The sequence below is a fragment of the Haloarcula marismortui ATCC 43049 genome (genome assembly GCF_000011085.1).
Classification (GTDB): domain Archaea; phylum Halobacteriota; class Halobacteria; order Halobacteriales; family Haloarculaceae; genus Haloarcula; species Haloarcula marismortui.
Genome location: NC_006395.1, coordinates 208,268 through 220,898 on the forward strand (window position 1 = coordinate 208,268; position 12,631 = coordinate 220,898).

The following is a 12,631-nucleotide window of genomic DNA, read 5'->3' on the forward strand; positions in this document are numbered from 1 at the left end:
GAAAACGATACCTGACTCCGATATGCACGATACTGTCGTCCGCGGCACTGCCAACCCTGTCCGACTCGCGTCGGCGGCCCGTTATGCCGCATTTACTTATTGTTACAAAACCGAACAAGCGGACGTGAACCGTGTCACAGGTAGTAACTTCATCTTTCTCCATCGGCGATGAGTATCGTAAATAATCTCGAACGCCGCCTCGACAACTGGGTCGGGTTTACTGATAGCCATCTGCAAACGACTCTCGCCGTCATTCTATCGGGCCTCCTCCTCGCCGAGTGTTTCCTGTTTCTTCGAATCCAACTGGCAACGGGATACGAAACCTCGATCGTCGAGTCACTCCCGTCGACGTACTGGCTCCTCTTTTATACGATATTAGCCGGTAGCATCGTACTGCTGTTTTTCGCCGGTGCTACCGGCACCACGTTCTGGCGACACGGACTGGCCCTCTTGCTGGCGAACTATCTCATATACATGTTCCTGCCAGTTGCCCGAGGGTACAAGCTATATGGACGCGGTGAGGCTGATAAACTCCGGCATCTCGGGGACGTCCAGGCCATCGTCGAAACCGGGGGACTCCCCGGCATCTGGTATCCCGGCGAACACGTTCTGATGGCGGAACTACACATGCTCGGCCTTCCGCTGACGAGCACCCAATACGGCATCAATTTCGCGTTCACTCTACTACATATCGTGGCCATCGGTGCCGTCGTCCGTCTGTTCAGTCAGCGGCGGGAAAGCATTGCAGCCGGACTAGCGGTCGGCGCGCCGCTCCTGTACACCACGTTCCACCTTTCGGCACATCCTGCCATCTTGTCCTTTATGCTACTCCCGGTTGTTCTGCTCGTACTCGAACGGTACCGCCAGACGAACGAGAAGACGTACCTCTTACTTCTCGTTACGCTGGGTCTCGCGGTCATTTACATGCACCCGATGACGACGCTGTTCATGATCGGGATGATTACGGTGACGGCGGCGTATTCAATCCTGTACCGAGGCATCTTCGATAGCTCAATCAAGACGCTCAGTCTCCGTCTGGGTGCGCTCTTCCTGCCGCTTCAGTTTATCTGGTTACAGGGCTTCCGGCAAACGGAGGTGTCTATGTACAATATGTTCGGACCGGACAAAGGGTCGAGCCCGGCGGCTCAGGAACTGGCGAAAGCCACATCGGTTTCGTTCACTCCGGTGCAGCTAGCCTGGAAATTCGTCGACCTCTACGGTAGCGTGTTCCTTTACTTTTTGACCGCGGGCCTCTTTCTCGTAATCATTCTCGTCGCCTTCCTCCGCAGAAACAACCGCTACGACTGGGGCCTCAGCGCGACCCATTTCATGGCCGGTGTAACACTGGCAGTGCTCTTCTTGCTTCGTGACCTCGTCGTCAAGGGCCACATCCGTCTGTCACGCTACGCTATCCTCTTTGCCGCAGTGGCTATTGGGATGCTCATTCTACACATCTTCGAGCGACAGCGGTCATATCTGATAGTCTTATCCGCGCTCGTAGTGCTTCTCGCGGCTGGATTAGGTGCCCAGGCAGCATACGAACCGAACCGCCATCTCACCCACGCTGAGTACGACGGGACGCAGTATGTGTCGACGAAATATAACCTTGAAGAGCCCGTGTACTCGATGGATACGTCACACAAAATGAAGGAGTTCGTGCTGTCGAGCAACCACGACCGCCTATGGCCGAGAGGCATCACTACGGAGAACAACGTTCCGGATGGGTTGGGTTACACCGGACCAGATGTGAGGGCGGCAGATACGTACGGCAGTGCGTATCTCGTGACGAAGACGTACGACCGCAAACGACACACTGCCTCCCACTACACGCCGGAACAGCAAGAGTTCCTCTTCCGATATGGCGAGTCCCATTTGAATCAGTTAGAACGGGATTCGACGGCGAACAAAGTCTACGTGAATGGCGGGTACACGGCCTGGAGAGTGTCCCCACAAGTGGATGAGGATATCGCGGAATAATCTGGCTCGGCACTCTGCTTTCGGAGCGGTATTACTCGACTATATATCCTAGGTCGGAAAGTTGGTCTCTGATGTCGTCGCTGAACTCGACCTCTTCCCCATCGAGTTTCTGACTGTCGATTTCGCTTAGCCGCCTCTGGAGGCCCGCCTTGAGTTCGTCCCTGCGGTCGGGGTACGACATTGAGACGTCTGACTGTTCGTCGGGGAGTTCGAACAGCACGTCACCTTCCGCACTCTGCTGATATTTGAAGTCGTGGGTCCGGAGCGAACTAAGCGCCGCATCGTCGAAGTACCCGGTATCGAACGACGGGTCATGTTCTTGTATCGCCGAGAGCGGGCCCTGGATGTCAGCGGCACGCTGGCTGAGTGCAGCTGTCCGTCGTTCGTTCCGGAGGTCTATGCCATCGAAATCGGTCGTATCGCCGCCAGCAATCTCGACGAGCGTTCGAACGATGTCGATATGCTGGACGAGTTCGTCCTGTTTATCGGCCACTGAATCGAGCCCGTGTACGACGGCCGGGACGTGAATCAAACCATCGTGAAGGACGAATTTGTGACCGAGCAGGCCACACTCTCCGAGGAGGTCACCGTGGTCGGCGGTCACAACGAAAACGGTGTTCTCGAGGTCGAGCGCCTTCAGATGGTCGAAGAGTTCTCCGATCAGTGAGTCAGAGTACGCTACGAGCGTGTCGTACATCACGTTCAAAGCGTTCCAGTCCGCTTCGCCGAACTCACTGACATTGGCGATTCCTCGGTGAAGGTCGGCGGTGTGTTTGAAGGCCCGCTCGCTCGCTGCTCTTGGCGATTCGACGAGGTCCGACGAGAACCGGTCCTGCCATGCCGGCGGCGGATAGTACGGGAGGTGTGCGCCGTGGTAGTGTGCGGACAGAAAAAACGGTTCCTCCCTTTCGGTTCGGGACGAGACCTGCTTCTTTACGACTTCGTTGACGAAGAAGTCGGGCCGGTGTTTCGTCTTCTCCGTACTGAGGCCGCCTGAATGGGACCGCAAGTTGCTGAGGAAACGGAGCAGTGTACGCGGGCTAACCTCTCTGAATAGGTCGGTCGGATTGATGTGTTTGAACGTTTCGAACCCACGGGAAAGGCCGGTAGATTCGCTGAAGTAATGGTTCGCCGAGACACCAACCGTCTGATACCCTACCTCCTGAAGTCGCTCGGCGACGGTGTTGACGCTCTGTGGCAGCTTGTTCGTACCGTAGCCTGTCCGGTGGTGTTCGGGAAAGGTTCCGGTGTGTATCGATGCTGCCGACGGCAGTGACCAGTTCGCGGCGGCAATGCAACTACTGAAACTGACTCCGCCCGCCTGATTGGCGATACGCTCCATGTTCGGCGTCGTCGCTCGCGCGTGGCCATCTAACGTGGTACGGTCGTATCGAATACTGTCTAGAGTAATCCAGATGATATTAGACGGAGCAGTTGACTCGCTCATTACTGCGTTAGATTCGGCGTTGGCAGTTTGTTAATGACTACGTACACCGGCTGTTCATCGAACGTCTGCGAAGTCCAGCGATTCTTCCGCCGGTGGCCTGCAGACTCTATCGGCCGATAAAACACTGTACGCGAAGTAGCTGAAGATTGGTCAGTTTTAACTCGTATAACTATACCCGTCGGTGAAAAATTGGGTCCCAATGTCACTGAAGCAACGGCCAAACGTGCTGTTGATAGTTCTCGACACAGCACGTGCGCGCACGGTGCTCCCGGGTCTCGAATCCGGACTGATGCCGACGCTGTCACGTATTGCGAGTGACGGAACGACATTCACCGATGCGACGGCCACTGCGCCGTGGACTCTCCCTTCTCATGCCGGGATGTTCACCGGAAAGTACACGTCATCACACGGCGTCCACGCCGGAAACCACATCTTTGACCCGGACTCCGAGCCGCTCGCATCCCGAATCTCCAACGCAGGCTACCGAACGGCGGGCATCTCTGGAAACGTCTGGATAAGTCCGGAGTTCGGCTTCGATGCCGGCTTCGACGAGTTCTCGATGAAGTGGGACCTTTTTTGGGATGCCCCCGAGCTTTCGAGCGTCATCAGCAACCGGAACACGACGGCGACCGGCGACACCATTCTGGATGTGTTTCGGGGGCAGGGCCCGGTCGACCTCCTCAAAGGCACGCTTACTACCGGTTACGCGAAGTTCCTCGCGGAACGTCACGATGATGGGGCACACCACACTACCTCACGAACGGTCGAATGGTTGGAACAGAACGGCACGGAGGACGACCCGTTCTTCTATTTCCTGAACTACGTTGAACCACACCTTCCGTACGAACCGCCCGCGCCCTTTCTCGACGAGTACCTGCCTGACGGTGCCGACCCGTCACGCGTTTCGGACCTCAACCAGGACCCCTGGCAGTACGTCGCCGGCGACCAGGAGCTGACCGATGCGGACGTAGAAATATTCAAAGGCCTGTACGAGGCAGAGCTGGCGTATCTTGATACGCAACTCGAACGGCTCTACGATACACTTGCTGAACAGTGTATTCTCGACGAGACCGCCATCATTCTGGTCGGAGACCACGGGGAGAACATCGGCGAACACGGGCTGATGGACCACCAGTACTGCCTCTACGAGACACTGATTCACGTCCCTCTCGTCATACGATACCCGGAACTGTTTGACGAAGAGGAGGTTTCTGGACCCGTCGAACTCCGGGATCTGTATCCGACCGTTACAGACCTCGCGGGCGCTGAGCAGCCGGCCGATACGGACGTTTCGACACACAGTTTGGTTCCCCGGGACGGCACCGTTCCCGTACGGGACAGAGCAATCGCCGAGTATCTCGTCCCGCAGCCGTCGATGGATTCGCTCCGAGAGGCAGTGGAGTCGTTTGATGAGGCTGCGACGCGGTTCGATCGCCCGCTTCGAGCGATTAAAACAACCGACTGGAAATTCATCGAGGCACCGGACGACACTGAACTGTACGACCGCGATGACGACCCTATCGAATGGATTGACGTCGCATCGATACATCCGGACATCTGTGAGCTCCTCGGGACAGACCTCCGAGACGAACTCGGTCGCCTCGCTCGCGGAACGTCGGACAGCAATACCATCAGCGCGAATAAAAAAGAGCGCCTCGAAGACTTGGGGTACCTACAGTGACACTCGCCCGATTTATCATCCGCATAATAGAAGACTCACAATTACGCCGGACCACGACCTGGCAGCGGACGACACACTCGACCGAGTCTCCTGACACATCAGAAATCATACAATAGATATGAACGAGCCACCCGTCAGCGTTGTCCTCCCGACGTACGACCGCCCAGAAATCCTCCGAAACGCCGTCAAGAGCGTTCAGGAGCAGACGTACCGTCACATCGAACTTGTCGTCGTTGACGACCACTCACCGACCCCGGCGGCGGACACGCTCAGTCCGCTCTCGTTCGACGAACTGACCGTCGAGATAATCAGACACGAGGAAAACAGGGGCGCAAACGAGGCCCGAAACACGGGAATACGTGAATCGACGGGCGAGTACATCGCTTTCCTCGACGATGATGACGACTGGGCCCCGTCAAAAATTGAAAAGCAAGTGGCGGTGTTCCGCGAGGCCAGCCCGGAGGTCGGTGTCGTCTACACGGGTTCCGAGTACGTGTACGACGATTACGTTCGAACGGTCGTCTTCTCGCTGGAAGGGGACGTCACCGAAGAGATGCTCCGCGGTCGCTCCCTCGGCGAATTCACCACCCTAATGGTACGCCGGGATGTCGCTATGGCCGCTGGGCTCCCCGATACAGACTTTCCGAGTTGGCAGGACCGCGACTGGCTCCTGCGACTGTCCTGTCACTGCAAGTTCAAAACCGTCCCCGAGGCTCTCACCACTCGGCGTCGCAAGACCGGAGAAGACAGCATCAGCGATAACTTCGAGGAGAAGCGCGACATCTCGTACCCACTGTTTATCGAGAAACACAGGGACCTCGCCGCGGAGTACGGGTGGCGATGTGAGCGGGCGTTCATGGCCGCGACGACCGAATCACTTGGACAGGAGGCACTGAAAAACGGATACTACGCCGATGCGAAAAAATACTTCCTCAAAGCGCTCCGATACCATCCCCTCGATAGATCACGGCTCGTGTACGCTCTGGTCGCATATGGCGGGAAGTACACCTACGGGGCGGCACACACGCTAGCCAGTCTGCTCCACCGGGTCAGGACGGATACCATCCACAAGTAGGAACTGACTAGTAATACCGCCGGTCGGCTCGCTACAGTTGCAATCGTGGCTTGAACTCACCCCCTCGCGCGCACCGTCTGTACAATTGTTTAATAACTCTCTTACTTTGATTCCGATAGTCTTGGGGACAGATAGTATGAACTTGGATGTCGAAAACGTCCTCATTTACGTCGACGACGCTGTTAGATACGATGCGATTGCGGACACGCTGTCTGATTTCGGGCCGACGCACAAGACCATCGCAGCGTCGACTCATACCCCGACGTCGTTTGGGAGTCTGCTGACTGGACTATTACCGCCGCGGAGCGGAATCCACAGTTTCAAACACACAGTCCCCCCTGACGTGCGGTCTGTCTTCGATATCGAGACATACGAGACGTCGATGGGGTCTGAGGGAGGGATGAACGACGGCATCGCAGACATCTTCGGCTCTCCGGCACGGACGACTATCGAGGAAGCGAGGCCGCCATTCGTCCACGTTGTCCGCCGTCCCGGTGGACATGCGCCGTACAATGGGTTCGAGTGGGAGCAGTACGAGTACGCGGACGAGACTGCCGCCGAATATTTCGACAGGATTTCGAATCAACCAGAACAAGCACGAATCGATTACGAGCGGGGCGTGGAGCGCTCGTTCGAGGAATTCCAGCGCGTCCTCGGTGTCCTGAAAGAGCGCGGGCTCGCCGACGACACGTTAGTGGTCTACACGAGCGACCACGGTGAACTCCTCGGCGAGTACGGGTTTTTCGGACACACACACGCTGCCACGCCCGAAGTCGTCTACGTGCCGACGACGTTCATCCATCCCGAGCTCGAACCTGGACAGGTCGACGGTCTCTTCCACCACGTCGACTTGGTGCCGACCGTCGCCGACGCGATGGCACAAGACGTCGACATCGGAGAAACAGACGGGGTTATTGAGGGCGCCGACCGCAAAACCGGATACAATCACCTCCGGCACATCCGGTACGGGACCCTTGCCGACCCGCTCGAACGTCTGCTCCAGATGACCGGCGGATTCGAGCGGACCATCCAGAGTCTCTGGGATGCGAACGGTGGTCACGTTTTCGTCGACGGGTCACACGTCACTGCCTCGCTCATCTACCTCGTCCTGTTGCTACAGAAGCCGTTCGGGAAGCAAGTCCGATACGGGAACCGCGTCCTCGAATCGTACAAGATGTTCACGCCCGGACACGCGTCGTACGGGCTCCCCGGGTTCGACAAGTCCGAGGCCCAGTCGAAAATCGACTTGATTCTCGAAGGCGAGACCGCCGGCAACGAACACGACATAGATGCAGCCACTACGGAGCATCTCGAAGAGATGGGATATCTATAACGGGGACAGCGTTTCGGTAGCCATATTATAATTTTCACAGGGGGAGTCTTGCACACAGATATTGTGGCCGATAACACAGCGAACCACGCGTACAACCGACCGCCTCGGGGTGCACAAGATTGGGACGTACTGCTCAACGAGAACTTTTCGCGTATAGACGGCGACGTCGAGATTCGGGATACGGAGGAGAACCGCAGTCAGTACACACCGAAGACCGGTGCGAAGTACCTCGCGACGGATACCGGACAGGTCTATCTCGGCGACGGGAACGAGTGGCAGCGACGAGCCTCCGTCAACGTCGTCCGGAACGGTTTCACTCGGACGGCCGACGGAACAGTGATTGCTCCACCGGGCGAACTCCAAGCGGCAATCGATGCGACCGCGACGAACTCCAACTTCGGTCAGCAACCCACACAGACTATCAGTCTCGTTTCCGGACGAACGTATGAAATATCCGATACAATTACGCTCAAATCCGGTGTCCGGCTGGAGTGCAACGGCGCTAGAATCGTCCCATCCGGCGATTTCAATGTTTTTGAGCTTCACCGTGAGACACAGCTAGTCCGCCCCCACATTGACACGCGAAACATGGACTGGCAGTCGATTCAAGTCCTCATCGGTACCAAGGAGTCCGACAAGCTAGAACCGTCAAACCGAGCCTGGGTACAGGACGCCTATTTGCTCGGTGAGCCGGGACGGGGCACTGGCTTGCAGTTTCGCGGACAGGACGGACCGTGTTCAATGCAAGCAGCCAGCGGTATACTCAATGGATTCGACACCGCACTGGAGTTCTACGCGGCGGGCGGCGACACCAGCGGCCAGGGCGACTGGTCGAACGGCAACCACTTCGAGGGCACTATTCGGAACTACCGTGTCGCGATTAGCATGCGATCGGAAGGTGCAGCGGTCAGCGGGAACACGGTCAGGGCGCAAGTACAGGCAAACAGCAAGCGGAGCGAATGGCTCCTGTGGATGGCGGATGACCCCCGAAGCGAACGGGACAGCGAGAACTACCTGATGAAGGGCAACACCCTCTTCGTGTATCCGTGGGACGTCAACAACTACAGCGCGAACAACCCCTACAGCTCTGATGCGGACCGACGGGCTCCGATATGGTATCTCGGGCGAGGGACCCGCTACGGGAACTCCATATACGATTTCAGTGGCCTGCTGGGAAACGAGTTCATCGTGAACAACTCCGACAACCCCGACCGAAACGGGATCTTCACCGCACACGGCGGAGAGGTCACTGGAACGGCACAGCTCCGGTTCAACCCCGCATACGACCGAAACGATAGTCGAAGATGGCACCCGGAGTCCGAGAACAGCTGAAACCAGGGCCTTCTGGACAGCAGTCGCTACGAGTTACGTGATTCGTGGTGCCAGTTACGGCTGTCATTGCGCTGGTAGTTCGGCGGCTGGCTCCACTCCGTAGTCCCCGTCACATGCCCACCGTGGCCGGTGAGAATACCGTTCCTGTCAGGGGTGTCAGCGTTGTTGACGATGTACTGGTTGCCCATCAGGCCACCGAAATCGTACAGCGAATTCGCGTACTGCTTGCCCTTTCCGATGTACCACACCGGAGGCTTGCGGTCACTGCTATCGTAGTACGGGTTCTTTTCGTAATTGATGTTGTCCCAGGATTTCACCAGCATGGCGTTCCCCTTCTTGACGTAGGAAGAGTCTCCGCGCTGAGAGCTGGAGCGGGGGTCGTCTTCCATGTACCAGAGCCACTTACTGACTCGCGGGTTCGGCTGCGCCTGCAGACGGAAGGAGTTGCCAGTGACGGCCGCGCCTTCCGACCGCATCGAGACCCCGATTTCGTAGTTTCGGATGAGCCCCTCGAAGTGGTTGCCGTTCGACCAGTCGCCCTGGCCGCTGGTGTCGCCGCCCGCCGCGTACAGGTCTATCGCACGCTTGAACCCGTTGATAGTTCCGGTCGCCCACTGCATCGAGCAGGGGCCACCGCTTCCGCCGCGGAACTGGAGGCCCGTTCCAGCGCCCTTGTCGCCCATGAGGTAGGCGTCTCGGACCCAGGCCCGGTTCGCGGCCTCGAGTTTTGCAGCGTCGTCGGCACCGACGACGATTTGGGTCGAACTCCAGCCTTGGTTCCGGGAGTCGATATGTGGCTCTATGAGCTGGCTCTCCCGGTACATCTCAATGACGTCGAAGTCACCGGAGGGAACGATTCTGGCGCCGTTGCACTCCAGTCGGACGCCGCGCCGTATTTTAATTGTGTCCGAAACGGTGTAGTTCTCACCCGAAACCAACCGGACGGTCTGGGTCGGCCGCTTGCCCCATTCGGCTCCGTTCGAAGCGTCGTCGATCGCGGACTGGAGGTCGCCGGGCGACGCGATTATCGTCCCGTCGTCGGCGGTCTTCGACCCCGTAGACGAGGGTGTAATGTCCCCAATTGGGTTCCACATGTCACCGTCTCCGAGATACACTGTCCCCGTATCCGTCGCGAGGAACTTCGCACCGGCGTTGGGCGCATACTGGTCCATGTTGGATTCGGCGTCCCGGTGTTCGACGTGGTTGTCGAGCTTCTTGAAGTTCTCGTTGAGCGGTACGTGCCAATCTAGCGTGCCCTCCGCGGGCGTGTTGTATCGTTCTGACATTGTTTTACTGGGTACCCCCGTACCCACCCATCCCATAGCCTTCGCTGCCGAGGTCGTCGGTCGCGGTCTCGGTCTCCGTCGGTGTCGGCGTCGCCGTTTCAGTCGGTGTGGCCGTCTCGGTCTCCGTCGGTGTCGGCGTCGCCGTTTCAGTCGGTGTGGCCGTCTCGGTCTCCGTCGGCGTCGCGGTTTCGGTCTCCGTTTTGGCCGCGTCCCGGAACTCGAACCAGTTGAAGTCGATACCGGAACCGACCGCCTTGACCTGGATGACGTGTTCGCCACCGGAATCGACCGTCACATCCGGAAGCGTCGCCGTCTCCCAGGTAGTCCAGTCGCCCGTGTTCGGGACAGCCACCGTGCCGACCCGGTCGCCGTCGATCGACACCCGCAGTTGCCTGTCGTCACGGGTCGTCGCCACCCGGACGTCGATGATGTAGGTTCCGGTCGGCACCTCCACGGTGTATTCGAGCCACTCGCCGTCCTCGAAGTAGCCGACGTTGTACTCCCCGGAGACGTCCTGCGTCTGCCGGATGTCAACGTCGGAGTCGCGGTAGTCGAGGTCGTACTCGCTCCCGGCGGTGGTGTCGTGGTACGCCACGCCCTCGCCCCCGAGGTCGTAGTTCTGGGCCTGCACCCGACCCGGCAGAACCGGGACGCCATCGAACGGCTGGTTGCCGGCGACGACGAACTCGGCCCAGTTGAAGTCGATGCCGGAGCCGACGGCCTCGACCCGGAGAACCTGCTGCCCGTCGGCGTCGATGTTTACGTCCTCCAGGGTCGCGGTTGTCCACGCCGTCCAGTCGCCCGTGTTCGGGACGTCGAGTGTTCCGAGCGTCTGCTCGCCGAGCGTGAACCGGAGCTTTCTGTCGTCCCGGGTCGTCGCCACGCGGACCTTGATGTCGTACTGGCCCGGCGAGACGTCGGCGGAGTATTCGAGCCACTCGCCGTCCTCGAAGTAGCCGACGTTGTACTCCCCGGTGCTGTCTTGGGTTTCCCGGATGTCGACGTCGGTGTCGCGGTACCCGGTGTCGTACTCGTTGCTGGCCGTCGTGTCGGAGTACGCGATGCCCTCCCCACCCGTGTCGTAGTTCTGGGCCTGGATACGGCCGGGAATCGTGGCGGGCGTCCCGTTGTAGGGGTCTTGCCCATCGACTCTCTCAAACTCGACCCAGTTGAACTCCACGCCGGAGTCCAGCGCCTCGACCCGCAGCGTCGATTGCTGTTCGGTCGTTATTTCGATGTCCTCTACTGTGACGGTCTCCCACGAGGTCCAGTCGCCCGTCTTGGGAATGGTGATGGTCGCGAGGGCCCGGTCGCCAAGGAACAGTTCGAGTTGGCCGTCCGAGAGCGCCGACGCGACTCGCAGGCTGATATCGTACGTCCCCGGCGAGACAGTGGTCGTGTATTCGAGCCACTCTCCGGCCTGGAAGTAGCCGACGTTGTACTTCCCGGACTCGTCTCCCGTCGGTCGGATGTCCACGTCGGTGTCCCGGTTGGCGGACCCGTAGATGTTCCCGTTGGACGTGTCGTGATACGCCTCGCCTTCGCCGCCGATGTCGAAGTTCTGGGCCTGGATACGGCCCGGAATCGACCGGACTGTTCCCTCGTACGGAGACTGGGACTGCGTCGTGTTGCCGGTCGAGAGGGTCAGCGAGTAATCGCCACCGCTCCGACCGATGTCCATGACTTGCAGGTAATATGTCGCACTGGTAGAGAGCGATTCCGGGAGATACACGGGGGCCGCCGAACTCGCGTACGCCTGCGACACCAGTTCGCCGTCGGGGTTGAACACCCCAAGGGCAGCGGGCCCCGTGCCGGGGCCGGGTGTAAACTTGACCGTCACGTCCTCGGTGTCGGGCCGAAACGTGAAGAGGTCGGACGAGCTCGGAGACAGCGTCGTCGAGAGCGGAGACCCGACGTTGAGGCTGCTGACCGACTTCGCCACGCTGGCGTCTCCGGCCACATCCGAAACATCGACCGCGGCGAGCTGGGACGTCACTGCTGGCTCGCCGCCGTAGCCGAACTGTGCCGTCGAACTGACTGTGGTAGGACCACCTTTACCGGTACATCCCGCCAGGGACGCGGTGGCAATGCCTGCTAATTTCAGGCATGTGCGTCGGTCTACGACGGTCGTGTCCGTCGGCCTCCTGTCCTCCCGCGACACCTCTTCACTGTCGTGCGAGCGATTCTGTTCTTCGTTGGTCACACTCCGGTAATCTCTATTTACTATTTTATTCGTTGTTGCGGGTTGGGTGGCTTTTGAACTACTTGCCATCCCATTCAATATATCTTGCCATCCCATTCAATGTATCTTGCGTACCAGTACTGGAAGGAAATTACAAACGAAAATGACAGCCAAACTATCGAACGTCTGCCGATATTGCCGAATAGGTGCAGAAGTAGGAAGGAATTAACAGTAAGATATGGCAGAGTGCCCCGCTGGCAAATCCAGTTCCTGACTTGCTTACCGGGCCTCAGCCGCGTGGTTCCGGTCCGGCGACGA

The 12,631-nt window shown here is 58.7% G+C and carries 8 protein-coding genes; 5 read left to right on the forward strand and 3 right to left on the reverse strand.

Annotated elements, in window-relative coordinates:
* Positions 1-168: 168 nt before the first annotated feature.
* Positions 169-1,977, forward strand: a complete 1,809-nt coding sequence (locus RR_RS03170; protein ID WP_011222635.1) for a hypothetical protein — start codon at positions 169-171, stop codon at positions 1,975-1,977.
* 31 nt (positions 1,978-2,008) lie between these two features.
* Here RR_RS03170 and RR_RS03175 read toward each other — a convergent pair whose 3' ends face one another.
* Complete coding sequence (locus tag RR_RS03175) at positions 2,009-3,424, reverse strand: sulfatase (protein WP_011222636.1); 1,416 nt, start codon at positions 3,422-3,424, stop codon at positions 2,009-2,011.
* Positions 3,425-3,623: 199 nt separating this feature from the next.
* On the opposite strand from RR_RS03175, the gene RR_RS03180 reads away from it, so the two are divergent.
* The 4 genes from RR_RS03180 (at position 3,624) to RR_RS03195 (ending at position 8,845) form a co-directional block, all read left to right on the forward strand.
* Positions 3,624-5,105 (forward strand): sulfatase-like hydrolase/transferase, encoded by a 1,482-nt coding sequence (locus RR_RS03180; protein ID WP_011222637.1) that lies wholly within the window; start codon positions 3,624-3,626, stop codon positions 5,103-5,105.
* Positions 5,106-5,223: 118 nt separating this feature from the next.
* Positions 5,224-6,180, forward strand: coding sequence for a glycosyltransferase family 2 protein (locus tag RR_RS03185; RefSeq protein WP_004965554.1), 957 nt, complete (start codon positions 5,224-5,226; stop codon positions 6,178-6,180).
* Between the two features lie 136 nt (positions 6,181-6,316).
* Positions 6,317-7,513, forward strand: coding sequence for a sulfatase-like hydrolase/transferase (locus RR_RS03190; protein ID WP_004965552.1), 1,197 nt, complete (start codon positions 6,317-6,319; stop codon positions 7,511-7,513).
* Positions 7,514-7,576: 63 nt separating this feature from the next.
* A complete protein-coding gene (locus RR_RS03195) occupies positions 7,577-8,845 on the forward strand; it encodes a hypothetical protein (RefSeq protein WP_007190653.1) in 1,269 nt (422 codons plus the stop codon).
* Between the two features lie 26 nt (positions 8,846-8,871).
* Here the strand turns inward: RR_RS03195 and RR_RS03200 are convergent, their stop codons facing one another.
* Positions 8,872-10,131, reverse strand: coding sequence for a hypothetical protein (locus RR_RS03200; RefSeq protein WP_004965548.1), 1,260 nt, complete (start codon positions 10,129-10,131; stop codon positions 8,872-8,874).
* Positions 10,132-10,135: 4 nt separating this feature from the next.
* On the reverse strand, positions 10,136-12,334 hold the full coding sequence (locus RR_RS03205) for a carbohydrate-binding domain-containing protein (protein ID WP_049938555.1): 2,199 nt from the start codon (positions 12,332-12,334) through the stop codon (positions 10,136-10,138).
* Positions 12,335-12,631 lie beyond the last annotated feature (297 nt).

Excerpts from the sequence above, each read along its gene's own strand:
- RR_RS03170 (WP_011222635.1), top strand. The coding sequence starts at position 169 with ATGAGTATCGTAAATAATCTCGAACGCCGCCTCGACAACTGGGTCGGG.
- RR_RS03175 (WP_011222636.1), bottom strand. The coding sequence starts at position 3,424 with ATGAGCGAGTCAACTGCTCCGTCTAATATCATCTGGATTACTCTAGAC.
- RR_RS03180 (WP_011222637.1), top strand. The coding sequence starts at position 3,624 with ATGTCACTGAAGCAACGGCCAAACGTGCTGTTGATAGTTCTCGACACA.
- RR_RS03185 (WP_004965554.1), top strand. The coding sequence starts at position 5,224 with ATGAACGAGCCACCCGTCAGCGTTGTCCTCCCGACGTACGACCGCCCA.
- RR_RS03190 (WP_004965552.1), top strand. The coding sequence starts at position 6,317 with ATGAACTTGGATGTCGAAAACGTCCTCATTTACGTCGACGACGCTGTT.
- RR_RS03200 (WP_004965548.1), bottom strand. The coding sequence starts at position 10,131 with ATGTCAGAACGATACAACACGCCCGCGGAGGGCACGCTAGATTGGCAC.